This is a genomic window from Actinacidiphila bryophytorum, from assembly GCF_016916835.1.
In the GTDB taxonomy this organism is placed as follows: domain Bacteria; phylum Actinomycetota; class Actinomycetes; order Streptomycetales; family Streptomycetaceae; genus Actinacidiphila; species Actinacidiphila bryophytorum.
The window spans coordinates 438,973-463,460 of the sequence record NZ_JAFFIX010000003.1; the positions used below are offsets into that span (position 1 = coordinate 438,973).

Consider the following 24,488-nt stretch of genomic DNA (forward strand, 5'->3'; position numbering starts at 1 on the left):
GGGGCCGCCGCCGTGGAGACCCACGGCGGCGGCCCGATGTCGGCGCGGTGCTCTTCGCCCGCCCGCCCCTACTGCTGCTGAGGCGGCGGGGGCGGGGGGTAGCCGTATCCCTGCTGCTCCGGCTGCTGCTGCGGCACCGGCCAGCCCTGCTGCGGCTGGGGTGCCTGCGGCTGCGGCGACTGGGGCTGGAAGGGCTGCGGCGCCGGCGGCTGCCCGCCAGGACCCGCCTGCGGGTACGGCTGCGGTGCCTGCGGCGGGCCTCCGTACTGCGCGGGCGGGACCTGCCCCGGCTGCATCGGCTGGCCGTACGGCTGCTGCCCGGGCTGCCCCGGCTGGCCAGGTTGTCCGGGCTGGCCCGGCTGCATCGGCTGGCCGTACGGCTGCTGGCCGGGCTGATCCGGCGCCGGGTAGCCGGCCGGGGCACCGCCGTACGCTCCGGGAGCCCCGTAGGGACCCGGCATCGGAGGCGCCTGGTGCGGCGGCTGGTTCTGGCCGTCCGCCGTCCACAGCCCCTGCGCCTGCTGGGCGCGGATGAAGTCCTCCGCGACCATGGCGGAGAGGTTGAAGTACGCCTCCCGGGTCTTCGGCCGCATCATGTCGAGGTCCACCTCGGCACCCGCCGCGAGGTGCTCGTCGAACGGCACCACCTGCACACCGCGGCAGCGCGTCTGGAAGTGCGCCACGATGTCCTCGACCTTGATCATCTTCCCGGTCTCGCGGACCCCGGAGATCACCGTGATGCTGCGCGCCACCAGCTCGGCGTAGCCGTGCGCCGAGAGCCAGTCCAGCGTCGTACTGGCACTTGACGCGCCGTCGACCGACGGCGTCGACACGATGATCAGCTGGTCGGCCAGGTCCAGCACCCCGCGCATCGCGCTGTAGAGCAGACCGGTACCGGAGTCGGTCAGGATGACCGGGTACTGCCGCCCGAGCACGTCGATCGCCCGCCGGTAGTCCTCGTCGCTGAACGCCGTCGACACGGCGGGGTCCACGTCGTTGGCGATGATCTCCAGGCCCGACGGCGCCTGCGAGGTGAAGCGGCGGATGTCCATGTAGCTGTTCAGGTACGGGATCGCCTGCACCAGGTCGCGGATCGTCGCACCCGTCTCACGGCGCACCCGGCGGCCCAGCGTGCCCGCGTCCGGGTTCGCGTCGATCGCCAGGATCTTGTCCTGCCGTTCGTTCGCGAGCGTCGACCCCAGCGCGGTCGTGGTCGTCGTCTTGCCGACACCGCCCTTGAGGCTGATCACCGCGATCCGGTAGCAGGACAGCACCGGGGTGCGGATCAGCTCCAGCTTCCGCTGCCGCTCCGCCTCCTCCTTCTTGCCGCCGATCTTGAACCGGCTCGGCTGCGCATTGGCACCGGGCTTCTTCGGCTTCGGCTGGTTGCGCAGCAGCCGGTCGGACGACAGCTCGACCGCCGCGGTGTAGCCCAGCGGCGCACCGCCCTGCGTCGTACGCTGCCGCTGGTCCGGCGTCACCGTCGGCCAACCCCCGGAGCGGGGGTCCACGGGACCCGGCTGCGCTGTCGGCGCGGCCTGGTCGCCGCCCAGGCGCGGGTCGATCCCCTGGGCCGGGCTCGGCTGCGGTTGCTGCGGCGGCTGCTGCTGTTGCGAGGTGTACGGCGCCGGCAGGTTCTGCACTGCCGCGCCCTGCTGCGGGAAGCCGTAGCCGCCCTGCGCGGGAAGCGGCGGCAGCGGTCCCGCCGCCTCGGGCTCCGCGCCCACCGGATGCGGGTGCCCTGGCTGCGGAGGCGGCGGGAAACCGTAACCGCCCTGGGCAGGCAGCGGCCTGTTGTCCACCGGCGCCACCGGCTGCTGCGGCAGACCCGTCGGTACCGCACCCTGCGCCTGCGATGCCTGCGGCTGCTGCTGCGGGAAGCCGTACGCGCCCTGCCCGGGCTGCTCGGCCGCAGGCGGCGGGAAGCCGTAACCGCTCTGCGGGCCGGGCGGGGCAGGGAGGTTCGGTGCGGGCGGCGGGAAGCCGTAACCGCCCTGTTCGGCCTGCTGCGGGGCCGGGGGCTGCGGGAAGCCGTAGCCGCCAGCCGGCTGCGCAGGAGCCGGCGCCGCAGGCGCGGGCGGGGGATAAGCGGCGGGCGGACCCTGCGGAGGACCGGCCTGGCTCAGGGGCGGCGCCGCCGGGGCCGGAAAGGCCTGCGAACTCTCCGGCGTCGGGGACTGCGGCACTGCCCGCTCGAAGTGCGGCGGCAGCGGCGGCACCGCGCTCTGCGGCGCGGCGGGCGCCCACGGCTGCGGCTCGGCAACCGGCGGTGCCTGCGGCAGCGGCGTCCATACGGGCGCCCGGGGCGCGGGCGGCGCGTCTTCTGGCACGGCATCCTGCGGCGGCGCCTCCACGGGCCTGGCGTCCTCCGGTTCCGCCCGCGCCTCTTCCGCAGCCGGTGCCGCGGGCCTGGCGTCCGCCGGCTCTTCGGCTGCGGGCTGCGGCGCCACCGGGTCCGCCGGTGCGATGTCCTCGATCCGCACGCCGGCCCGCTGCTCGATCTCCTGGCGCAAGGCCGCGGCGGAGAACCGCACGGTCTCGCGGGCCACCAAGTCGCCCCGCGACTCCGGGTCGTCCTCCTCCTCCGCAACCTGCGGCGGCGCGGCGGCGGGTTCCGGTTCCGCTTCCGGTGCGGGGGTCGCGGCGGCGGGCTCGGGCACGGCAGGCGACACCGGGGTGCCCGACCAGACGGGGCGCTCCGGCGCCTCGGGCTCCCGCGCTTCGGGCGCCGCGGGCGGCACGGCCGTCGCCGACCAGGCGGCGCCCCCGGCCAACGGCGTGGCCCCTGCCGCGGGTTCCTGCGGCTGCCGCGGGGGCAGCATCTCCCACGCCGGTACGCGAGCCGTCACGTCTTCGGCCGCGGCGACGTCGGGGGCCGGCGCGGCCGGCGCGGCCGGTGCCTCCGGCGCCTCGGCGGGCGCGGGTTGCGGCGGCGGCGCCGCCGGGTCTTCCTCGCCGGTCCCGCTGCCGTTCTGCATGTACCAGGCCGGCGGAGTGAAGTCGAAGCGGTACTCGCCCGTCACCTCACCTTCGGCCGGTTCCTCGACAGGGGCGGCCCCGCCCGCGCGGTTGTCGTCCCGATCGCTGTTCACTGTGCCTCCCGGTCTGCGTCGAGGAGCTGCCTGCAGCCGGCTCCCCGCCCCGTGCGCCGCAGGGCAGGCGCCCATCCGCCACGCCCTGCCGCTCTCGACGCACAGCCTAATCGCCGGTGCACGTCCGCCGTCAGGCCGCCCGCTCCGCTCATTCCCCGCCACCGCCCCTACGCCCCGCGCCCACCCCAGCCTACGACCCCACCTCCCACCAACCCCCAACCCCGCCCAAACTCCACCCACTCCACCAAGTCCCCCCACCCGGCGGCCCAGCTCCCAAGCCCGCATCCATCTGCCCAGCCCCCCCGATGCCGGGTCGGCTTCCCACTCAGCCGAGGTGGCACCCACCCAGGGGCGCGGGGAACTGCGCGCCCAGCCCATATGTCGGGGAACGGCCCGGTGCACGGCAAGTGGCACCCCCTCAGCCCGGGCCGAGCCCGGCCGCGCCAAGCCCGCCGCCGCGGCAGCTGCCCCGGGCCGCAGGCCCACGGAACACCGGCCGCCCGGGGGGAGGGGGGGTCAGTCGATGCGACGGGCCTCCCCGAGGAGGCCCACCTCCGCATCGGTCGGCTGCACCAGCACGAACTGCCGGTGCTGCGGCGTCCCCCAGAGCATGACGCCGTCCCCCAGCGCGGGCAGCGCCGCGGCTTCCTCGCGGGTGAGGCGGAGAACCTTGGCCAGGACCTCTGCCTCCTGCGGGGAGACCCGCTGGATGCCGACCAGCCCCGCCTCGCCGAGCAGCCTGGGCGCCTGCGGGCCGAGGAAGGGCAGCAGGGTGAGGACGGCCTGCCAGGGCGCCTTCGCGAGGCGGCTGCGCGGCGGGTACGTACCGCAGTCCCGTACGACCAGCACCGGGCTGGACACCGTCGGCCCCTGCGAGGGGAGCTCCTTCACGTCGTGCACGGTCATGCACTGCTGCCCGCCGCCCGCGGCCTGCGCCAGGGGCGTCCACACCTGGGGGCGCGCGGACTCGACCGCGACGCGCGCACCGGTGCCGACCGCGCGCAGCGCCAGCACCTGGGCGGTCCACACGCTGCCGATCACGACGACGTCGAGTTGCGCGGGGCGGAACAGCCCGAGGACCGCGGGATTTCCGGCCTCGTCGATCCCGGAGACGACACCGTCGTCGCCCAGCGGCAGCGACATGGAGTCGAGCTGCCGCACCGACAGCCCGTGCCGGTCCCGCCGGGGGCCGCGCAGCCCGAAGCCGGGCCTGGCCTTGCGGCGCTGCGGGGGCAGCGCCTGGTCGGGTTCGCCGCCGGGCCGCATGCCCGCGCGCGGTCCCTGATACATCGGCTGAGTGGACATCAGCTGGTACCTCCCAGCGGCAGCGTGGCCAGGACGCCGGGCAGCTGCTCGCGGTCGAGCCGTACGAGCCCCACCTTGTGGCGCCGCGCGACCCTTTCCAGTTCCCGCCGCGCCGACGTCAGCTGGCGGTCGTCCCTGGCGGTGATCCGTACGTACGCGCTGAGCGCCGGCGTCTGCCCGGTGCCGCGGCTCAGTGTCAGAGCGAAGCTTCCGGCCATCGCGGGCACCGCCGTCAGCGCGGTGACCGTACGGGCGGTGGGCAGCGCGCCGCCGCCCTGCGGCCAGCGGCCCACCCAGTACGTGGTGTGCCAGCGGTCGTCGCACCGCCAGGCGCGGCTGCGCTCCAGCGTCCTGCGCTGGCCTGTGCCGAGCCGCCCGGCAAGCGCCGTCGCCAGCGGGTTGACGCCCGCCGACGTGGCAAGGGCCGCGGTGAGCTCCTCCTCGTCCAGCACCGACGCCTCGAAACCGGCCCCGGCCAGCCTGCTGGCCAGATGGTCCGCGGCCCGCAGCACCGAGCGCTGGGCGCCGCCAAGACCGCCGCCGCGGGCCAGCACCGCCTCGGGGCACAACTCCGGGTCCAGCTTGAGCGCGACCCAGGTCACGCGTATCGCGGGTGTCCCGTACTGCGCCTGCAGCGGCCCGTACGACACCGCCGCCACCGCCTGCGCGGGGAGGTGCGGAGCCGGGGCCGGCTGGACGTGCTGCACGACCTGGACGGACGCCAGAGATATGTCGTCGACCTCCAGCGCGTCGTAGAGCAGCCCCAGCGGCATCGGCCTTGCAGTGCGCAGCGGTTCGTCGCGCGACTGCACCAGAAGCACCGCCGTCACGAACGTACCGTCGCCCACCATCCCGACGCTGCGCTCACGGCGCCGCCCGGTGAAGGTGTACGTGCGCAGCGCCGGGTCGCATTCGGTGATCGGCGCCAGCGCCGGGTCGATCAGCCCGGAACCCGCGGCAATTGCCGAGCCGCCCGGCGTCCCCGCATCCCGCGTGGCCTCCCTGGCCGCCTCGCGCTGCCTGCGCCGCATCGCCAGCACACTGGTCAGCCACTCCGGCAGCGGCCTGCCCCGCCGGCGCAGCACGGCAGCCGCGACCAGCAGCACCGCCACCGCGGCACAGGGCACCATCACCGCCTTGCTGGTGGCCGCACCGATCGCCACGAGCGCCGCCGCGACCTCCACCATGGCCAGCTGGTGCAACCGGAGCACACCGATCCGCCCGGGGCGCGAACTGAGGTGCAGCGCGGCCGGTGCCGGACCGTGCCTGCGATCACGGCGTGCTGTGCTTGCGGTGGTCATCCCCCTGCGCCCTCCGTCGTGCGGCGTCATGATGTCCGCTCACCGTACCGGTGTCGTAGGACATGCGGCGCACCCGGCATAGTAGGGGACCGACCCTGCCAACGCGACGGCACGGTGCCTGACGGCAGCGGGTCCCAGCGGACGTCACCCGGGGGGAAAGCGGAACGATGGCCTCACGCAAGGAACAGCTCAACGCCTACACCTTCGCGCGCAAACGCGTGGTGGCGGCCTTTCTCCAGCCCAGCCCCTCCGGGTCCGACGAGGGTGCGCCGCGCCCCATGCGCGCCTTGGTGCCCGGCATCGTCGTCGGCGCCGTCCTGCTCGCGGGCTTCGGCGCCTGGGGTCTGATAAGCCCCTCGGTGCCGCACGGCTGGGACGAGCCGGGCAAGCACGTCATCGTCGCCGACGAGTCCACCACGCGGTACGTCGTACTGAACGACGCCGACACCCACAAGCCGGTGCTGCACCCCGTGCTCAACATGGCGTCGGCACGCCTGCTGCTCGACCCCGGGGCCTACGACGTCATCAAGGTCAAGGAGTCCGTGCTCGACCACAGCGGACTCAAGCACGGCGCCACCATAGGCATCCCTTACGCGCCCGACCGGCTGCCCAGTGCGACGGACGCGGGCAAACCCAAGGCGTGGGCGGTGTGCGACCGGCCCGGCGGCGGCAGCAGTCACGCGGCCCAGCAGGCGGTGTTCGTGCTCGGCGGCGACGAGGCCGCCGCCATGAACGGCCCGTCCGCGCTCAACGGCAGCCAGGTCCTCTACGTACAGAACCAGGACGGCATCCAGTACCTCGTCGACCCGCGGGGCACGAAGTACGAACTGGGCGGCCCTGACCCGCAGTCCCGCAAGCCGGAGGACATGGGCCTGCTGCTGCGCACCCTCTTCGGTGAGGACCCGCAGCCGCAGACCGTCTCCGAAACCTGGCTCGCGTCGCTGCACAAGGGAACCCCCATCTGGTTCCCGTCCGTCGACGACCGCGGAAGCACCAAGAAGGTCATCGGCGTCCCCGGCGGCAGCACCACCGTCGGCACCGTCCTGCGGGCCGTCTCGGGCAAGGGCTACGAGTACTACGTCGTCACCAAGGACGGCGTCGCACCGATCACCCAGTTCGCCTCCCTGCTGCTGCTCCAGGCCAACCACCAGACCGCCCCCGTGCAGACCAGCATCCCGGTCACACTGCTGCAGCCCTTCCTCCCCGACGACTGGCCGCAGAGCGACCCCAGCCAGGTCAACACGTCGACCGGCGACTCACCCCGCGACGTCGCATGCAGCGTGCTGCAGAACAGGACCGACGGCACACCCGGACTCAAGACGACCCTGTGGGCGGGCAAGGACTACCCCGAGCAGATCGTCGAGGGTGCGAGCAGCGCCTACGTGACGCCCGGCAGCGGCCTGCTCTACCAGGAGGTCAGCGGCACCGACACCAGCGGCGGCACGTTGTTCCTGGTCACCGACACAGGCCTGCGCTACGCGGTCTCCCGCAACAACGACAGCGCCGCTGCCAACAAGGCCTCCGACTCCAAACAGGAGGTCAACCAGGCCTCCGTCAGGCTCGGCTACCAGGACGTCAAACCGATGTCGATCCCGTCCGTATGGTCCGAACTTCTGCCGAAGGGACCGGCATTGGACACCGCAAGCGCCGCACAACCCCAGGGATCCTGATCGCACCGCGTAAAGGGATGCGGGTAAGCTCGACTCAGGTGGTGTCTGTGGCCACCGGGGTCATGGGGGAGGGGCGACGTTCGAATGGAAGCACCAGTAGACGGCGGCGGAGCCAGTCTGCACGTTGCGCTGGAGGACCTGCGCACGTTCAAGACACGAGTGGACGGGCTGCTGGACGAGCTGGACGGCTCGGACTTCGCACCGAAGGAGATCGGCCAGGGACGGGTCAAGTCCGCCCAGATCGGCAGCGGTTTCGGCGAGGCCGAAGACCTGATGAAGGCGTACGACTACGTCCACGGCCAGCTCGAACAGCTCTCCGCGACGCTCGCCAACCAGATCGAGGCGATGAGCCTCTCGCTGCACATCGGGCACTCGACGTTCAAGAACGTCGACCTCGGCACCCAGCGCAAACTCCTCGACCTCAACGACCAGATCGTCCAGGCCTACAACCCGGCCCTGGACCCCAACGCGCCGAAGGGCAACCTCGCGGGCCAGCCCGCGAACGCGTCGGCGACCACGGACAACGGCAGCACCGGGAACGGCAACGGCAACGGCAACGGTTCGCAGGCGGGCAGCGGGGGCGTCGGATGACGCGCGGTGAGAGCTGCGAGACCCGTGAGCACAGCCCGGCGGAAACGACAGAAAACGGGGGCAGGACATGACCGACACGTCAGGGAGCGCTCCCGGCGGGTGGTTCGCCAACATCGCGAAGACGGTCGAGCACGCACTCGACTTCTCGCGGACCGACTTCGAGTCGTTCTCGCACGAGCAGATGCTGGACATGGTCCAGCACGCCGACCCCGAGGCCCTCGCGGGCTTCGGTGACCGCCTCACCACGGCCGTCACCAAGATCAACCAGATCGGCACCGACCTCAACGACCACATCGCGTACGTCGACTGGGAGGGCACGTCCGGCGCCGCCTTCAAGGACTGGGGCAAGAACGTCGCCAAGTCCACGCTGGCGCTCGGCGACTACGCCGACTCCACCGGCAAGGCCCTCACGGCCGCCGCCGACACGCTGCGCACGGTCAAGCGCGACATCCCGAAGGTCCCGGCCGGCCCCAAGGCCACCTACGACGCCCTCCACGCCGACCCCGTGGCCCGCCACGACCCGGACGGCCAGAAGGAGATCTCCCAGGCCCACACGCAACTGGAGACGGCCCGCATCCAGGCCGCCGACCAGATGCACAAGCTGGCGCAGTCGTACTCCTTCTCGGCGGCGATCATCAACAACGCGAAGCCGCCGACGTATCCGCCGATGCCGACGACTTTCGTGCCGCCGAGTGATGTGCGTGACTACGACCCTGCGCACTATGGCTCTACGACCGGTACGCCGTCCCCATACACATCGGAAACTAGCAGCAGTTCAACGCGTTCGGTGAAGCCTGCCGATCATGGTGGGCTGGAGAAGGTCTCGGCCAGCGGGGACGTGTCGCACGTTTCCCGGGTCGGATCGCCGGTGGCACAGGTGCCGGAGACCAACACGCCGCCAGTGACGCACATCCAGTCGACCGGGCCGGTGACCACCGTTTCACCGACGCAGCCGAGCCCCGTGGCCCCGACCACCACCGGTGGTGGTCCCCACATCACAGGGCCGAACCTGCCCAACTCCTACCAGCCGATCCCCAATCAGAACCAGCAGTTCGGGCCGACCGTGCCGAACCAGTTGCGCAACGTGGAGCCGGTCAACACCTCCGGTGGTCCGCGTGGCAATGGTCCCTTCAATCCGCGGAACCTGACGACACCCTCGGAGGAGATCGGTGCCGCACCGCCCGTGCGGCGCAGCACGACGAACGGGATCTACGGCGGGCGTCCGACGAACGAGCCGGGGATGTACGGAGGTCGCCCGCAAGGGCAAGTGCCTCGGGGGAGCGTCATCGGCGGCCGGGGCGCTGCCGCTCGGATGCCCGGTGGCATGGCGGAGGGCGCCACCCCCGGCATGGGTGGCCGCAACGGCATGACCCGAGGCAGCGCGGGTCGTCTGGCGAGCGAGCCCGGCGGGGTCGTGGGCCGTACACCGGCCGGCGAGTTCGCACCCGGGACGGGTCGTTCCTCCGACCGGGACCGGCGGCGCAACAGCCGCCGGCCTGACCACCTCATCGAAGAGGACGACTGGATCCCGACCCGTGACGATGTCGCACCGCCCGTTATCGACTGACACGACGGCGATCCGACCGAGCCGCACCGCGAGGAGAAGAGCGATGAAACGCCGGGCACGTACCTGGGTACAGCGTGCCCTGGCCGTTTCCGCCGTGAGCGGCGCCCTGATGCTGAGCATCGGGGCGCTGCCCGCGCAGGCGCAGACCCTTCGTCAGATGCAGTGGCACATTGACGCGATGCGGTTGCCCGAAGCCTGGAAGATCAGCAAAGGCGCGGGTATCACTGTTGCCGTGATCGACACCGGGGTTGACCGGACGATTCCGGATCTCCAAGGGCAGGTATTGGCGGGGACAAGCTTCACGTATCCGGTCAGCTCGCCTTACAAAGACAAAGACGGCCACGGAACTGGGATGTCCAGCCTGATCGCTGGCACCGGGGCTGCGGAAGGTGGTTCCGGTGCTATTGGGGCCGCACCGGCAGCAAAGATTCTTCCGATCCAAGTGTTCAACGACCCGCGGGATACGAACGAAGCTGCGAGTGCCGAGTCTTTCACCCTTGAGTTGGACAAGGCGCTGCGTTACGCAGCTGACAGCCAGGCGCGTGTCATCAACATTTCCCAGGGCGTTCCGGCCAGTTCCCTGAGACCGGAGGACATCGCTGGACTCCAGAGTGCCGTGGACTACGCTCGTGACAAGGGCAAGCTGATCTTTGCGGCCACGGGCAACTCGGGTGAGAAAGGCAGCCCCGTTGCCTACCCCGCGGCCAGCCGCGGTGTCGTCGGTGTCGGCGCTCTCGATCGGAACGGCAACGCGCTCACGTTGTCCACCAAAGGCCCACAGGTAGACATCTCAGCGGTCGGCGACAACATCTCCAAGGCCTGCCCGAGCGGGATCCGGCCCAACTGTGTCAACACGAGCAGCGGCACCAGTGACGCGTCCGCCCTCACCTCCGGCTCCGCCGCCCTCGTCTGGTCCGCTCACCCCGCCTGGACCGCCAACCAGGTGCTGCGTGTGCTGCTCAATACCGCGTCGAAGCCCACGGACGGGGCGGAGCGGAATGACGCGATCGGGTACGGGGCCGTGCGGCCGCGGGTGGCGTTGCAGACGCCGGGGGATCCCGGGCCTGCTGATGTGTACCCGTTGGCGGAGCACGAGGGCTGGAAGCAGGGTGCGGACGTGTCCGCGACGCCGACGGACGGCGCCGAGGGCACCGGCGCTCCGGCGCCGTCCGCTTCCTCTTCCGCGTCCGATTCGGACAAGTCCGCGGCCGCGGCTTCCGACTCCGGTGGCGGGGGCGGGAGTTCGACGCCGTGGATCGCCGCCGGGGCGGCTGTCGTCGTGCTGGCGGCGGCCGGGACGGCGTTGGCCCTACGCGGGCGGCGCCGTCGCGCCGCCGCTGCCGCGCCGGCTTTTGTGGCGCAACCGCTACAACCTCAGCAGCCGCCGCAGCAGCCACCGCCGTATGGTGGTTACCGGCCGCCTCCGCCACCGCCGCCCTATTAGGGCGCAACTGGGAGCAGTGGGTCCCCTGTTGGGATCGGCAGGTGTTGTGGCTAGAGTGAGCGGGTAACGTATTCGCCCGCGACGACGTACACGCGATTGCATGGGGGAGGGGCAGAAGACATGACTGCCGGAATGAAAGTCACAGCGGCTTCGCTGGCCAAGCTGGAAACCGACATCTACGACATGGTCGGCTCGATGGACCGCCAGGTGAAGGCGCTCCAGACGGTGATCGACAACCTCGAGGGTCACTGGCGGGGTATCGGCGCGAACGCCTTCAACGCGCAGCAGAGCCTGATCAACGAGGACCACCGTGTACTGGCGATCCTGCTGAACAAGATCAAGGAAGCCGTGCACGACACCAACCTCACCTCGGGCTCCACCGATGAGGACGTCCTCCAGGACATGAAGAGCATCGACATCAACGGCAGCGCCGCCGGCAGCGGCATCGCCGGTCTCTGACCCGGTCCCTGATCCGGCCATCGCCCCGGTCCTGACCGGGTTGCCGTCCGGGTCGGTCGCCGACCATCACGCCACGAGCCGTATCACCTACTTCCATGGGGGGTAATCATGTCCGATCCCGGTGAACTCAAGGTCACATATTCCTCGCTCGACGAGGCCGCGGGTGCGATCAAGCAGCAGGCCGGTCAGCTGGAGACCGACCTCGACAACCTGCTGACCCGCGTGCGCGCGGTCGCCGCGTACTGGGAAGGCGACGCGCAGACGGCCTTCCACGCCGTCGCGAACGAGTGGGCGAACCGCACCCACCACATGCACGAGGTGCTGGAGTCGATCGCGAGCAAGGTGCAGATCGCGAGCGGTCACTACAACGCGGCCGACAAGAAGGCCGCGTCCTACTTCGGCTGACATCGACCGGCCGTGCGGCCGACCCGCGCCGGCCCGCCGCCATGGCGGTCGACCGGCGGGTCGGCGGCAGGTCGGCCCTTCCGGGCGAACGGGCCGAGGAGCCGGCGAACGGGCCGAGGAGCCGAGGAGAGGCGTCGTGAGGGTTGCAGGGCCGCCGCACCGGCGTGCCGCGTCGGTGGCTGCCGCTGCCGCGGCGGTGCTCGCGCTGGTGCCGGGAGCCGTCCTGGGGTCGGCCGCGCCGGCCGGCGCCGCGCCCGGCACGCCAGCGGAGCCCGCACCGACCGCGTCCACTGTCCGGCCCGACTCGCCGCGGGCTGCGGAGCCGCTGGACGGCGACGGCCAGTGCACGTTCCCCGCGCCGCCGGTGAAGCAGACGCCCTGGTCCTTGCAGCGCGTGCTGATGAACCAGCTGTGGCAGGACACCCGGGGCAAGGGCGTCACCGTCGCGGTGATCGACTCGGGGGTGGATATCAGGAACCCCCAGTTGACGGGCGCGGTGATTGCCGGGGCCAGCGTTGACCTGATAGATCCCAAGGGCCACGGCACGACCGACCCGGTCGGGCACGGCACGGAGGTGGCCGGCATCATCGCCGCCCGCCCTTCGCCCTCGACCGGCTTCGTGGGACTCGCGCCCGAAGCGAAGGTCATCTCGATCCGGCAGGCCGGCGAGGACGGCACCGGTACGGTGCCGCATCTGATCACGGCGCTGCAGAAGGCCGTCGCCGCCCATGTCGACGTCATCAACATCTCGCAGGACACCTCGAGCAACTCGCCCGCGCTGGAGAGCGCCATCGAGGCGGCCGTGAACGCGAACATCGTGGTCGTCGCGTCGGCGGGCAACGACGGCGGTGACGGCAAGGCGCGCACGACGTATCCCGGCGCCTACCGGGGAGTGCTGGCGGTCGGCGCCTCGGACCGCAACAACGAACGCGCCTCCTTCTCCCAGGCGGGGGATTTCGTCGGCGTGGCGGCCCCGGGTGTGGACATGCTGTCCACGGTGCCCGGCGGCGGGCAGTGCGTGGACAACGGCACCAGTTTTGCCGCGCCTTACGTCGCCGGGGTGGCGGCACTGATCCGCGCCAAGCACCCGAAGTGGACCGCACAGCAGGTCATCGCGCAGATCGAGCAGACGGCGCAGCGCACCTCGCTCGGGCACAACTCCCTGGTCGGCTGGGGGGTCGTGGACCCGGTCCGGGCGCTCACCGACGACGGGAAGCCGATCGACTCGCCGACGCCGGACCCCGGAGTGCTCAAGGGCCAGGACAGGGCCGTGCCCGCGGCTCTGACCTTCGGCGACCCGGCGCGGCAGCGGGAGAAGCGTACGGCGGCGTACACGGTGAGCGGGGTGGCCGTGGCGCTGCTCCTGGTCACCGGTACGACGGTGGCGCTGCGCGACCGCAGGCGCCGTTCCTGAGCCGAACGGCGCCCCCAGCCTGAGCGCTCAGCGGTACTGGACCACGTGCAGCGACCGCACCCCGTCGCTCTCCAGTTCCGCGGGGGCGTCCCGCGCGGTGTCGACCAGGACCAGGCCGGTGTCGGTCTGCGCCGCGACGCACAGCAGCCCCACGGACTCGCGGCCGCGCCGGTCGTTCCTGCGCAGCCACACCACCGAGCGCGAGCCCACGGGCATCTCGGTGAGCCCGGCGATCAGCGTCGGCCAGTCGGTGTAGTCCGTCACGGACAGGACGGCGCCCAGTGGGCTCATCGTCGGTGCGAACCATGCCGCGGGGCCGGGCTCGGGCGGCAGCGGGAAGCCGTCGACGCCGGGCTGTGCGCCCTGGTCCCAGCGCTCGAACCACTCCCACGGGTCGGAGTTGGGCAGCCCGAACGGCACGGAGCCGTCCTTGGGCACCACAAGTGCCGCGTCCAGCATCGCGTGCTGAGGGTTGCCGTCGGCGAGGAAGGCGCGGGTGTTGCAGGCGAAGAGCCAGCCGCGGGCCGTCTCGTCGGCGGCGGAGGGCTCGACCAGGACGACGTCGCCGCCGTGCACGTGCTCCAGCCAGGCCTCGGCCGCGCGTACCGCGGAGGCCAGGTCGGCGGGGCCGCGGGCCGCCCGCGCGGCGGGGGGCTGTGCGGACGGCGCGGGGATCCTGGCGAGCACGATCTGCCGGACGTTCTCGGTCTCCAGCCGGGCGAGCCGCTGCCCCTGCGGGTCGAGGAGCGCGACCTGGCCGTCGTTGTTGTGCGCGTAGAGCAGGTGGCCGGTGGCTTCCGAACCGTGCAGTTCGCGGCGTACCCACACCACGCCCGCGGTGCCGGGACCGGGTTCGCCGACGGCGGCGATCACGGTGTCCCAGTCGGGGCAGGGGCCGACCTCGGCCGTGGGGAAGTACCGCCGCAGGAAGTCGTCCCACCAGGTGGGTCCCTCGTGGGCGGACTGCCAGGGCAGCGCAGACGCGGGCGCACCGCCGACCGAGGCGTGGGCGGCGAGCACGGCGCCCCTGGCGTTGGTCCTGCGGGCCTGTTCGGCGGGGTCCCTGGGGCGCGGGTCGCGTTCGAAGTCGGCCAGGTCGCCCCACGGGTCGTCGGTGGCCGGGTGGAAGGGCGGTGCGCCGTCCTTGGGCACGCACACCAGGGAGGTGAGCATGGGGGCGGGCTCGGTGGTCCGCGCGCCCTCGGCGGGGCGCAGGGCGGTGCTGAAGACCCAGGCCCGCGGGGTCTCGGCGACCGGCGTGCGCTGGATGTCGAGCGGCACGTCGTAGGTGGCGCTGAGCCACTCGTGGGCGAGGTGGTAGGGGTCGGTCATGTCCTCACGCCCCGGTGCCGGGCGGCCGGCGGGTCCACTGGGTGCCGAAGACCCGCGGGTCGGTGAGCCGACTGAGCTGCTCGGGCCACACGCCGTCCTCGAACCAGGCCCTGGCATTGGGCGTGCTCAGGGCGCTCGGGGTGAAGTCGATCAGGGAGCCGTCCTTGAACACGACGATCTCGCGCACCAGCGGCGCCTGCATGATGTCGCCGGTGTCGATGTGCTCCTGCGTGTCGAAGTGGACGGTCCACGCCAGCCGGTACTCGGTGGTGCTTCCCGGCGCGATCACGATCGTCGGCGGCCCGTCGCCGTACCGGTCCCGCAGGAACGCCCAGGCGGCGGCGAGCGCCTCCTCCTCGGTCATCACAGGTGCACCTTTCTTCGTCTGCTGCGGCCCGTCCGGTGGCCGCGCCCGGTCTCGGGGGCTCTGCCTGGCCGCGGGGCGTCGGGCGGTGCCGTCGCCCTGCCCGCGCTGTCCAGGCTACTTGTACGGCATGTACTTGATCTGCACGCCTTTTTCGAGGTCCGCCAATCGGCCGCTCTGGCCGTCGAGGAAGACCACGCCGTTGCTGTCGTGGACGACGTTGAAGACGTGCGCGGAATTGCCGCGGCCGACGTAGACGACGCCCCGGGAGCCCTCGCCGCGCGCGTTCATGTCGTTGATGATGTCGTCGTAGCTTCCGACGTCCTCGAACTTCGCGCCGGGATTGCCGAGCCGTGCCGGGCTCGGCCACTGCGGGTTCTCCAACGGGGTCGCGTGGGAGGGCATTCCGTCGAGGCGTTCGTTGACCGCTTCGACGTTCTTCGAGCAGTTCTGGGTGTAGCCCGGCTCGCCGGTCCTGTTGACGTCCTTGAGCCACGGGTACTCGTCGTGCAGGAACTGCGCTTCCTCCGCCGGGGTCATCGAACCCTGGTGGAAGGCCTTGCCCTTGACGTCGGAGGTGGACTTGGCGAGGCCCTTCCACTTGCTGCCGTTCTCTGCCGCGTCCTTGGCGGCCTGCTCCGCCGCGTCCTTGCCCGCGCCCTCGACGCCGGCCTTGGCGCCCGCGCTGCCGCCGTCGGTGGCCAGCGCCATCAGGATGTTGCCGACGAGCCGGCCGCCCGCCTCGTCGCCGTCCGAGCCCCATCCGCTGCCGAGCAGGATGCCGGGCAGCCGCTCGGGGTGCGCGGTCATGTCGACCAGTCCGGCGGCCGTCGAGTTGAGGTGGGTCAGGTACTGGGCGGGGTGGGTCATGTTGTACGGGTCGTACGGGTTCAGGCCGCGGACGAACTTCAGCATGTCGGTGCCGGAGCGTATGAGGCCGCCGGCGAAGTGCTCGACCTGGATTGGCGCGGACTTGAGGAAGTCGCCGCCGTCGCCCTTCATACGGTCGGTGAAGTCCGGTTTGGCGGGGGCGAGGGCGGTCGCGGTGCGGACCTTGGCCTCGGTCTCGCCCGCCACCGTGTCGCGCTGCTTGCGGGCCGCGCTGAGGATCTCCTTGGCGTGGTTCTTGTCACCGGCGCCCGGGTCGACGAAGGCGTCGGGGGCCACGGGCGGCTTGCCCGGGTCGCCGTTGCCGTCGACCAGTTCCTTGTAGCTGGCCAGGTCCTTGTTGTACTGGTCGACCTTCGCGTTGTACGCGGTCGCCGCCTGCTTGCGCGCCTCGGTGCCCTGCTTCCACAGCCGGACGGCCTCCTTGGCCTGGCCCTGCGCCCAGTCGACGGTGAAGGCGTAGTGCTCCAGCGCGTTGGACGCGTCCTGGCAGGCGGTGGCGGCCTTGGCCCACTTGGCGGGCTGCGGGGTGAACTTCGCCCGGAAGGCCTCGGCGCCGTCGCCGTCCCAGCTGCCCGGGTCGAGGTGGGTCAGGCCGGTGTGGCCGGTGTCGAAGGCGGAGTGGAAGCGGCTCAGGTGCCCGGAGATCTCGCGGATCTTGTTGGAGTCGCCGTGGATCAGCTCCTTGGGCTCCTCGGTCTGGCCGAGCTGCTGCTCGTCGACATGGGCGCCGAGGTGGTCGGCGATGGAGTCGCCGTGGTCGTCGACCCAGTCCGCCGCATCGTGCAGGCCGACGTGGTCGAGGCCGTCACCGACGAGGTGGGCGCCGTCGTCGATCAGCTCGCCGGCCTTCTTCTTGGCTTTGCCAAGCAGTTTCTCGCCACCGTCGCCGATCTTGTTGATCAAGCCTCCGAGGCCCATCAGCCCACCCCCGCGGTGCTGTTGCGCGGTGCCGGTTCGGCGGCCGGTCCGCTTGTGACTGTGTAGACGATCGGCCCATACTCTCAGGTTCCAGCCACGGGTTGCATCTTCGGGTCCCGAACGGCCAGGCCAGGCAGGGCGACAGAGGGCGTCGGAACGGGCTTTTCCGGCCTCCGGTTCCGCGCGGCGCCTACGGGCCTGCGATACGGCCCGGCCGCGGGGGCCGGCTCAGCGCCGGATGCGGCGGTAGTAGTCGGCCGTTCCCTCGATGCCGTGGTAGGGCACGACGGTGGCTGATTCGGTGGTCTTGTCGACGACGACAGCGGCTGTTCCGGGCGGCGTCATGTGCGGTGGCTGCCCGGGGACTTCCGGCGGCGGTGGTGGCAGCACGGGCAGCACGATGAAGCCCGCGTCGAACTCGGTGGCTCGGGTCGGGGCCGGTTCGCCGCCGGCGAGGCGCCAGCAGTAGTGCAGGGCGGCGATCCGCCGCGCGTCGTCCTCCGTCAACGGGCTACTCCCTGGCCGCCGTCAGGTCCTCGCGGCGGGCGACGGGACGCCGCTCCGCGTCCAGGACGTAGTGGAAGACATGCCGCGCCCCGCGGTGGATGGGGTCGGTGCTGACGAGGGCGGCCTGCGGGTCGAACCAGAACACCTCGCCGCGGTGGTTCAGCGCGGTGAAGACGTGCGAGGTGCGCACGCCGTCGACGGTCGGCGGCCACTCGACGTGGACGAAGGCGCTCGACCCGTGCCCCGCGCCGCGTACGTCGTCGGCCACCCGCTCGTACGCGGCAGGTCCTGGTCCTGTGTAGTCGAATGCGGTGCCGCCCCATACGTTGCCGTTCTCCACGCCGAACCGTTCGGCGCTCAGCACGTCGAGCGTTCCGTCCGCCGCCCTGCTGACCGTACGGGCCGCCGCGACCTGCGGGTTGCCGTACCAGGTCTCCAGGGCGGCCCGTACGTTGTCGGCGCAGTTGTTCGACCGGCCTGCCACCTGGGTGCCGCCGTCGTTCTGCAGCCGGGTCCAGTCGCCGCGCGGGTCGGGGTGGCGCTGGAAGCTGCCGTCCCGGTTGCGCGGCACCGCCTTCTCCAGCGCCCGCTGGTCGGCGTGGTCGACCGGCTGCAGCCCGTCGGGTCCCTCGCGCAGGGCGCTGCGGATGTCGTCGAGGGTGGCGCCGCGCGGCGGTACGGCGTTGCGCCAGCCCGCGGCGTTGCGGCCCGCCGCGCTGCCGCCGTCGGTGGCCAGGGCCAGCAGGACGTTGCCGAGCAGCCGCCCGCTCGCCTCGTCGCCGTCGCGCCCCCAGCCGGTGCCGAGCAGCAGCCCGGGCAGCCGCTCGGTGTGCAGGGCGAGGTCGAGCATCCCGGCGGCGGTGCCGTCGAGCCGCGTCACATAGGCCGCGGGATGGGTGAGGTTGTACGGGTCGTACGGGTTCAGGCCGCGGGCGAAGCGCACCGCGTCGGTGGCACTGCGGATCAGCCCGCCCGCGAAGTGCTCCAGGCGGATGGGTGCGGAGGCGAAGAGGTCGGCCGTGCGGGCGCAGAAGCGGCCGGTGAAGTCCGGCAGCCCGGGGGCCAGTGCCGTCGCCGCCCGTACCGCGGCCTCGGCGCCGCGGGCGGCCGTGTCGCGCTGGTCACGCGCGGCGGCCAGCAGGTCGGCTGCGGCGCCGCGGTCGTCGGCGCCCGGATCGGTGAAGGGGCCGGGCCGTGCCGGTACGTCGGCGGCGCCGTTCGCCAGTGCGGCCCGGTAGCGGTCGACGTCGGCGTTGTAGGCCGCCGCTGCCTGCTTGCGCGCCCGGGCGCCGCGCCGCCACAGCCGTACGGCCTCCTCTGCCCTGTGCTGCGCCCACTCCACGGTGAAGGCGTAGCGCTCCAGGGCGTCGGCCGCGTCCTGGCAGGCGGTGGCCGCCCGGCCCCATGCCGCGGGCTGCGGTGCGAAGGCCGCGCGGAAGGCGTCGCCGCCGGCCCCGTACCAGTTGCCCGGGTCGAGCCTGGACAGGCCCGCGCGCCCGGTGTCGAAGGCCGTGTGCAGGCGGCGCAGGTGCCCTGCGGCGGCGCGCAGCCGGCCCGGGTCGCCGTGCAGCAGGTCCCCGGGCTCCGCGGTCTGCCCCAGCTGCTGCTCGGCCACGTCGGCGCCGAGGCGGTCGGCGATCAGGTCGCCGGTGTCCTCGGTCCACTCGGCCGCCCGGTGCAGCCCGGCCGCGTCGAGGCCCGCGGCCAGCAGGTGGGCGTTGTCGTCGAGCAGGGCGCCGGCCGTGCGCTTGGCCGAGCGCAGCAGCCGGTCGCCGCCGTCGCCGAGCCCGTCGACCAGCGCCCTGAGGCCCATCAGCCGCCGCTGCCGGTGCCACCGCCCTGCGCCTGCTGCTGCGCGCGCTCCTCGGGGGTGGGGCCGTAGATCTGGTCGAGCGTCTGGTCGTACTCGTCCTTGTGCCCGCTGAGTGTCGCCGCCGTCTCCAGGGGGATCGACTGGCTCATGTCGTGGGCGGTGTCCTTCCAGGTCTGCCCCATGTCGGAGAGCGCCTGCTGGGCGGACTTGGCACTGTAGTCGGGGTGCAGGAAGTCGTTGATCGGGTTGTCGGAGCCGATCTGGCTCCACGACATGTTCTCCTCCTGCTCCTCCGTCAGGTTGGGGTTCCCGATGTCGGAGGCCACGACGACCTTGAGGGTCTTCATGGCGTACTGGTCCATCTCGTAGTACGTGCCCGCCGCCAGGCCCAGCCGCTGCGCGATCTGGTCGGCGTCCTGGACGATGGTCCGCACGCCCCACTCCCACCGGTCGCAGAAGCCGTCGAAGGCCGACGTGAGGCCGTCGTGCCCGGTCTGCATGCCGGTCAGCTTGAGGTTGGAGAAGCCGCGGCCGACGTCGGCCGCCGCCTCCTGGCCCATGGACTGCAGTTCGTGGATGACGCCGTTGAGCCCGGCCGCCGTCTGCGCCAGCGCCGTTTCGGTGACGTTGTAGCCGTCGCCGCCCCCGCCTCCGGTCATCGTTCCTCCCCGTTGCCTGCCACGGCGTCCACCGCGGCCCTGTCAGGTACCACTCCCGCCACCGGCGGGAAGATCATCGGGCGGCTGCCCGCCACGTCCAGTGCCACGCCTGCCGGTTCGCCGACCGCGGGCACGACCTCGTCCAGCAGCCGCCAGCCGTAGACCGTCACATAGTCCACGTCGGAGGAGCCGTCGGCGCCCCGCGCCATCACGAAGCGGGCCAGTTCCGTGTCGTCGGAGAAGGCGTACACCCAGTGCACCCCGCCCATGCTGGTCGCCCACAGGTCGCCGCCGTCGAGGGTCGGCACCATGACCAGGCTCGCCCGGAAGGCGTCGAGCAGAGCGTCGGGGTCGCCGTTGCCCGCGTGCAGGTCGGCGAGTTCCGAGACGAGGGCGGCGTGGGCGCCCTCCTGGGCGCTGGGCAGCATGCCGAAGGCCGCGGCGACCGGCACCTGCGGGCTGTCGCCCGCACGGTCCACCAGCTCCGTCAGCCGCGACCAGGCGCCGCCGGCGTCACCGCCGTCGACACCGGCACCGGCAGAGCCGGCGCCTTTCGCGCCGGTACTGTCCGAGCCGTTTCCGCCGGTACTGTCCGAGCCGTTGCCGTTCGCACCGGGTTCGCCCGGCGCCTGGTCACCGCCGGAACCGTACAGCCGGTCCCAGTCCGACTTCATGATCGTGCCCCCATCGCCGGTGCGGCCGCCGACCTGCGGCCGCACTCATCCCGACAAAAAACCTAGCAGGCGGCGGGGAAAGCGGAAGTCCGGCGTCAACCGCCCGGCTCACCCCTCGGCGGTCCAGGCCAGCTGCACCAACCGGGCGCCGCCGCGCCGCGCGGCGAAGATCGCCCGCCCGGGTGGCATCGGGCGCGGCCTGACCGAGGCCATCAGCTCGCCCTCGTTCGGGTCGCCGGACAACACCAGGCCCTGCGCGGCCAGTTCCTTGGCGCGCTGCATGAACGGCTCGTACATCGAGCGCCCCGCACCGCCGCTGCTGCGGGCGATGATGAAGCGGACGCCGACATCGCGGGCGAAGGGGAGGCTGTCGGCGAGCTGCGCCATCGGGTTGCTGCCGGCGGAGACCAGCTCGTAGTCGTCGATCAGCACGAACAGCTGCGGGCCGCTCCACCAGCTGCGGTCCCGCAGCTGCCGCGGGGTGACGTCGGGTCCCGGGGCGCGCCGCTCGACGAGTTTCTGCACCTCGGTCATGTGCGTCTCCATCGCGGCGGACGCGGCGATGTACTCCAGCATGTGGCTCTCCGGCAGCGAGCCCAGCAGGGTGCGCCGGTAGTCGCCGACGACGAGCATCGCCTCCTGCGGGGTGTAGCGCCGGCTGAGCTGCTGGGCGATGTGCCGCAGCGCGGCCGTCTTGCCCGACTCGCTGTCGCCGAAGATGATCAGCACCGGGTCGGTCTCGAAGTTCACGAAGACCGGGGCGAGTGCCGTCTCGTCGATGCCGATCGCGATGCCGCGCTCCGGGAAGCGCGAACCGTCCGGCAGCTGCTCGGCGGTGAGCATCGTCGGCAGCATCCGCACACCGGGTGCCGCCGCACCTGTCCAAGCCGAGTTGACCGCCTCGACCAAACCTGCGCCGCCTTCGGTGAGGTCGGCCGCCGAGGAGCTGCCGTCGATCCGCGGCAGACCCGCCATGAAGTGCAGCTGCGCGGGAGTGATGCCGCGGCCCGGCACCCCGGCCGGCACGTTCGCCGCGACCTTGCGGTTGATCTCGGAGTCCATGGTGTCGCCGAGCCGCAGTTCCAGCCGGTTGAGCAACTGGTCCTTGAGCGCGGCCCTGACCTCCATGTAGCGCGACGCGGTGAGCACCACGTGCACACCGAAGCCCAGGCCGCGGGCCGCGATGTCGGCGACGACAGGCTCCAGGCGCTCGTTGTCCTGCTTGAACGCCCCCCAGCCGTCGATCAGCAGGAAGACGTCGCCCCACTGCTCGTCGGGCAGTTCACCGGTCGCCCGCAGCCTGCGGTAGGACGCGACGGTGTCGATGCCGCGGCTGCGGAAGACCTCCTCGCGGCGGGCCAGCACTCCGGCGACCTCGGCGACGGCCCGGCGCACCCGGTCAGGCTCCAGGCGCCCCGCGACACCGCCGACATGGGCCAGGCCGTCCATCGCGCGCAGCGCGCCGCCGCCGAAGTCCAGGCAGTAGAACTGCACCTCGCTCGGCGTGTGGGTCAGCGCGAAGGACGCCACCAGGGTGCGCAGCATGGTGGACTTGCCGCTGCGCGGGCCGCCCACGATCAGGCCGTGGCCCGCGGCGCCGCTGAAGTCCAGCGTCAGCGGGTCGCGGCGCTGCTCGAACGGCTTGTCCACGATGCCCAGCGGAACCGCGAGACTTCCCAGCGCCACCCCGCTGCTCGCCTGCAGACCGCGGTCGGCGGTCACCGCGAGCGGCATCAGCCGGTCCAGGCTCGGCGCCTCGTCCAGCGGCGGCAGCCACACCTGGTGCGCCTCGGGGCCGCGGCCCTCCAGGCGCCGCACCAGCACGTCCAGGACGGTGTCGGCGACGGCGTCGTCGCGCTGCGCAGCCAACGGCTGCACCACCGGGGCGCTCAGCGCCACCGGCGCCGCGGTGAAGGGCGCGGCCCTGCGGCCGCTCTGCGCGCCGCCGGCGGCGTCGGCTTCCCGGCCCCTGCGGTGCGGACCCGACACATATGCGGCCTTGAACCGCACCATGGTGTCGGTGCCGAACTTGAGATAGCCCGAACCGGGCACCGACGGCAGGTGGTAGGCGTCGGGCACGCCGAGCGCGGCCCGCGACTCCGAGGCGGAGAAGGTCCGCAGGCCGATGCGGTAGGACAGGTACGTGTCCAGGCCGCGCAGCCGGCCCTCCTCCAGGCGCTGCGAGGCCAGCAGCAGGTGCACGCCCAGCGACCGGCCGATCCGGCCGATCTGGATGAACATGTCGATGAACTCGGGCTTGGCGGTCAGCAGCTCGCTGAACTCGTCGATGACCAGTACCAGCGACGCCAGCGGCTCCAGGGCCGCGCCCGCGGTCCTGGCCCGCTCGTAGTCGTGGATGTTGGCGTAGTTGCCGGTGGACTTCAGCAGCTCCTGGCGGCGCTGGAGTTCACCTGTGATCGAGTCGCGCATGCGGTCGACCAGGGTCAGGTCGTCCGCCAGGTTGGTGATGACCGCCGACACGTGCGGCATCTCGCTCATACCGGCGAAGGTCGCGCCGCCCTTGAAGTCGGCGAGCACGAAGTTCAGCGACTCCGAGGAGTGCGTGACGGCCAGGCCGAGCACCAGGGTGCGCAGCAGCTCGGACTTGCCGGAACCGGTGGCGCCCACGCACAGCCCGTGCGGGCCCATGCCCTCCTGCGCGGCCTCCTTCAGGTCGAGGTAGACCGGCTCGCCGTCCTCGCCGACGCCGATCGGCACCCGCAGCCGCTCGTGCTGGCTGCGCGGGACCCAGCCGCGTGCCACGTCGAAGGACGAGGCCTCGCCGATGCCCATCAGGTCGGTGAAGTCCAGGTTGGACAGCAGCGGTTCGTCCTCGCCGCCGTCCGCGGGGCGCAGCGGGGCGAGCTGCCGGGCCAGCGACTCGGCCTCGATCGCGCTGAGCCGGTCGGGGGCGCCGCCGTAGGCGCCGCCGGCCGACGAGCGCAGCAGCATCTCCTCCGCGGTGCAGCGCAGCCACAGGTCGCCGCGCGGCTCGCCGGTCTCGCCGGGCGCCATCTCCACGATGGTGACGCCCAGCAGGCCTTCGCCCGCGGCCAGCACGGACGTGGGGGGCACCGTGCCGCCGTCCACGAAGACCACCAGGTGCGGCTGGTCGAGCAGCGGGGTCGCGTCCCGCTGGAAGCGCGGCCGGTCCTCCAGGCGGCTGCGCAGCAGCTCCTCCAGCTCGCCCACGTCGCCCACCACGAGCCGCCGGGTGCCGGCACCGTCGACCTCGGCCAGGGACTGCGAGTGGGGCAGCCACTTGACCCACTCCCACTCGCGCAGCGCGGACGGCGAGGCGGCCACGCCGAGCACCAGGTCGGCGGGGGAGTGCAGCGTCGACAGCTGGGCGATCATCGCGCGCGCCTGCCCGTAGACCGCTTCGGGTTCACCGGTCAGCGCGACATGCGAGAACGCCCGCAGCGACACCGCGAGCGGCAGTCCCTCGACGGTGCCGTAGGCGGCGATGAAGCGCTGCATGGCGTGGGCGGTGAGCGGTTCGAGCTGGTCGACGGGGGCGGTGTCGGGGGCGACCAGCGGGGTGGCGAGCTGCTGCGGGGCGAGCCCGACCCGTACCTGCCCGAAGTCGTCGTCGCCCGGGCGGCGTTCCCAGACCCGCTTGCCCTCGGCGGCCAGCGCCCACAGCTGGTCGGGCGCCGGGTGGGTGTAGAGCTGGCTGCTGCGCTGCTGGTCGGCGACCTTGCGGGCCTTGCGCCGCTGCTGGGCGAGGTACTTGAGGTAGTCGCGGCGGCTGTCGGCCATGTGCCCGCTGGCGCCCTGCCGGGTGCGGACGACCTGGGCGATGCCCATCGCCACCATGGAGGTCATCATCAGACCGCCCATGACCTTCATGATCGGCTGGGACCCCGGCATGAAGAAGTACGCCGCGGAGCCGCCCATGGCGAGCATGGGCAGCAGCATCATCATCACGCCCTGGTCCTGGCCGCGCTGCAGTTCGGGCGGTGACGCCAGCTCAAGCTCTTCCGACGGCATCTCGGGCGGGAATGCCCGCGCCGGACGCTTGACGATGACCGAACTCACTGATGTGCTCGCCCCCCGGGATCATCGACCCGTTGTGACTG

Annotated in this window: 18 protein-coding genes; 7 read left to right on the forward strand and 11 right to left on the reverse strand. The window is 72.3% G+C overall.

Annotation, left to right across the window (positions count from 1 at the left end):
- Positions 1–68: 68 nt before the first annotated feature.
- The 3 genes from JT723_RS07120 to eccE all read right to left on the reverse strand — a co-directional run bounded on the left by JT723_RS07120 (position 69) and on the right by eccE (position 5,698).
- Positions 69–3,092 (reverse strand): SCO5717 family growth-regulating ATPase, encoded by a 3,024-nt coding sequence (locus JT723_RS07120; RefSeq protein WP_205043595.1) that lies wholly within the window; start codon positions 3,090–3,092, stop codon positions 69–71.
- Between the two features lie 516 nt (positions 3,093–3,608).
- Complete coding sequence (locus tag JT723_RS07125; protein ID WP_372441244.1) at positions 3,609–4,382, reverse strand: hypothetical protein; 774 nt, start codon at positions 4,380–4,382, stop codon at positions 3,609–3,611.
- A gap of 14 nt (positions 4,383–4,396) precedes the next feature.
- Positions 4,397–5,698, reverse strand: coding sequence for a type VII secretion protein EccE (gene eccE / locus JT723_RS07130; protein ID WP_205043596.1), 1,302 nt, complete (start codon positions 5,696–5,698; stop codon positions 4,397–4,399).
- A gap of 167 nt (positions 5,699–5,865) precedes the next feature.
- Between eccE and eccB the strand changes: the two genes are divergently transcribed.
- From eccB to mycP (JT723_RS07165), 7 genes are all read left to right on the forward strand, one after another.
- On the forward strand, positions 5,866–7,368 hold the full coding sequence (gene eccB / locus JT723_RS07135) for a type VII secretion protein EccB (RefSeq protein ID WP_205043597.1): 1,503 nt from the start codon (positions 5,866–5,868) through the stop codon (positions 7,366–7,368).
- Between the two features lie 84 nt (positions 7,369–7,452).
- A complete protein-coding gene (locus tag JT723_RS07140) occupies positions 7,453–7,959 on the forward strand; it encodes a DUF2563 family protein (protein ID WP_205043598.1) in 507 nt (168 codons plus the stop codon).
- 67 nt (positions 7,960–8,026) lie between these two features.
- The gene (locus tag JT723_RS07145) at positions 8,027–9,526 is read left to right on the forward strand and encodes a WXG100 family type VII secretion target (RefSeq protein WP_205043599.1); all 1,500 of its coding nucleotides are present in this window, start codon (positions 8,027–8,029) and stop codon (positions 9,524–9,526) included.
- 43 nt (positions 9,527–9,569) lie between these two features.
- Positions 9,570–10,970, forward strand: coding sequence for a type VII secretion-associated serine protease mycosin (gene mycP, locus JT723_RS07150; protein ID WP_205043600.1), 1,401 nt, complete (start codon positions 9,570–9,572; stop codon positions 10,968–10,970).
- Positions 10,971–11,102: 132 nt separating this feature from the next.
- Positions 11,103–11,429: a WXG100 family type VII secretion target gene (locus JT723_RS07155; protein WP_073500334.1), complete on the forward strand. Its 327-nt coding sequence runs from the start codon at positions 11,103–11,105 to the stop codon at positions 11,427–11,429.
- A 108-nt stretch (positions 11,430–11,537) separates the two neighbouring features.
- On the forward strand, positions 11,538–11,834 hold the full coding sequence (locus tag JT723_RS07160) for a WXG100 family type VII secretion target (RefSeq protein WP_073500333.1): 297 nt from the start codon (positions 11,538–11,540) through the stop codon (positions 11,832–11,834).
- Positions 11,835–11,970: 136 nt separating this feature from the next.
- Positions 11,971–13,248, forward strand: a complete 1,278-nt coding sequence (mycP, locus tag JT723_RS07165; protein ID WP_251512478.1) for a type VII secretion-associated serine protease mycosin — start codon at positions 11,971–11,973, stop codon at positions 13,246–13,248.
- A 27-nt stretch (positions 13,249–13,275) separates the two neighbouring features.
- Here the strand turns inward: mycP (JT723_RS07165) and JT723_RS07170 are convergent, their stop codons facing one another.
- The 8 genes from JT723_RS07170 to eccCa all read right to left on the reverse strand — a co-directional run bounded on the left by JT723_RS07170 (position 13,276) and on the right by eccCa (position 24,447).
- The gene (locus JT723_RS07170) at positions 13,276–14,580 is read right to left on the reverse strand and encodes a YrhB domain-containing protein (RefSeq protein ID WP_205043601.1); all 1,305 of its coding nucleotides are present in this window, start codon (positions 14,578–14,580) and stop codon (positions 13,276–13,278) included.
- Between the two features lie 4 nt (positions 14,581–14,584).
- The gene (locus tag JT723_RS07175; RefSeq protein WP_205043602.1) at positions 14,585–14,944 is read right to left on the reverse strand and encodes a YrhB domain-containing protein; all 360 of its coding nucleotides are present in this window, start codon (positions 14,942–14,944) and stop codon (positions 14,585–14,587) included.
- A gap of 117 nt (positions 14,945–15,061) precedes the next feature.
- Positions 15,062–16,753, reverse strand: coding sequence for a putative T7SS-secreted protein (locus JT723_RS07180; RefSeq protein WP_205043603.1), 1,692 nt, complete (start codon positions 16,751–16,753; stop codon positions 15,062–15,064).
- Between the two features lie 228 nt (positions 16,754–16,981).
- The gene (locus tag JT723_RS07185) at positions 16,982–17,260 is read right to left on the reverse strand and encodes an SUKH-4 family immunity protein (protein WP_205043604.1); all 279 of its coding nucleotides are present in this window, start codon (positions 17,258–17,260) and stop codon (positions 16,982–16,984) included.
- 4 nt (positions 17,261–17,264) lie between these two features.
- Entirely contained in the window at positions 17,265–19,073 is a 1,809-nt protein-coding gene (locus JT723_RS07190) for a putative T7SS-secreted protein (RefSeq protein WP_205043605.1), read from the reverse strand.
- A complete protein-coding gene (locus JT723_RS07195) occupies positions 19,073–19,732 on the reverse strand; it encodes a hypothetical protein (protein WP_205043606.1) in 660 nt (219 codons plus the stop codon). The genes JT723_RS07190 and JT723_RS07195 overlap by 1 nt, the downstream gene beginning before the upstream one ends.
- Positions 19,729–20,406, reverse strand: a complete 678-nt coding sequence (locus tag JT723_RS36070) for a hypothetical protein (RefSeq protein WP_307794021.1) — start codon at positions 20,404–20,406, stop codon at positions 19,729–19,731. Before JT723_RS36070 ends, JT723_RS07195 begins: the two co-directional genes overlap by 4 nt.
- A 108-nt stretch (positions 20,407–20,514) precedes the next feature.
- A complete protein-coding gene (gene eccCa, locus JT723_RS07205) occupies positions 20,515–24,447 on the reverse strand; it encodes a type VII secretion protein EccCa (RefSeq protein WP_205043607.1) in 3,933 nt (1,310 codons plus the stop codon).
- Positions 24,448–24,488 lie beyond the last annotated feature (41 nt).

Bases quoted from the DNA above. Each gene is read 5' to 3' on its own strand.
- JT723_RS07125 (WP_372441244.1), bottom strand. From the start codon at position 4,382: ATGTATCAGGGACCGCGCGCGGGCATGCGGCCCGGCGGCGAACCCGAC.
- eccE (WP_205043596.1), bottom strand. From the start codon at position 5,698: ATGACCACCGCAAGCACAGCACGCCGTGATCGCAGGCACGGTCCGGCA.
- eccB (WP_205043597.1), top strand. From the start codon at position 5,866: ATGGCCTCACGCAAGGAACAGCTCAACGCCTACACCTTCGCGCGCAAA.
- JT723_RS07140 (WP_205043598.1), top strand. From the start codon at position 7,453: ATGGAAGCACCAGTAGACGGCGGCGGAGCCAGTCTGCACGTTGCGCTG.
- JT723_RS07145 (WP_205043599.1), top strand. From the start codon at position 8,027: ATGACCGACACGTCAGGGAGCGCTCCCGGCGGGTGGTTCGCCAACATC.
- mycP (WP_205043600.1), top strand. From the start codon at position 9,570: ATGAAACGCCGGGCACGTACCTGGGTACAGCGTGCCCTGGCCGTTTCC.
- JT723_RS07155 (WP_073500334.1), top strand. From the start codon at position 11,103: ATGAAAGTCACAGCGGCTTCGCTGGCCAAGCTGGAAACCGACATCTAC.
- JT723_RS07160 (WP_073500333.1), top strand. From the start codon at position 11,538: ATGTCCGATCCCGGTGAACTCAAGGTCACATATTCCTCGCTCGACGAG.
- JT723_RS07170 (WP_205043601.1), bottom strand. From the start codon at position 14,580: ATGACCGACCCCTACCACCTCGCCCACGAGTGGCTCAGCGCCACCTAC.
- JT723_RS07175 (WP_205043602.1), bottom strand. From the start codon at position 14,944: ATGACCGAGGAGGAGGCGCTCGCCGCCGCCTGGGCGTTCCTGCGGGAC.
- JT723_RS07180 (WP_205043603.1), bottom strand. From the start codon at position 16,753: ATGGGCCTCGGAGGCTTGATCAACAAGATCGGCGACGGTGGCGAGAAA.
- JT723_RS07190 (WP_205043605.1), bottom strand. From the start codon at position 19,073: ATGGGCCTCAGGGCGCTGGTCGACGGGCTCGGCGACGGCGGCGACCGG.
- JT723_RS07195 (WP_205043606.1), bottom strand. From the start codon at position 19,732: ATGACCGGAGGCGGGGGCGGCGACGGCTACAACGTCACCGAAACGGCG.
- JT723_RS36070 (WP_307794021.1), bottom strand. From the start codon at position 20,406: ATGAAGTCGGACTGGGACCGGCTGTACGGTTCCGGCGGTGACCAGGCG.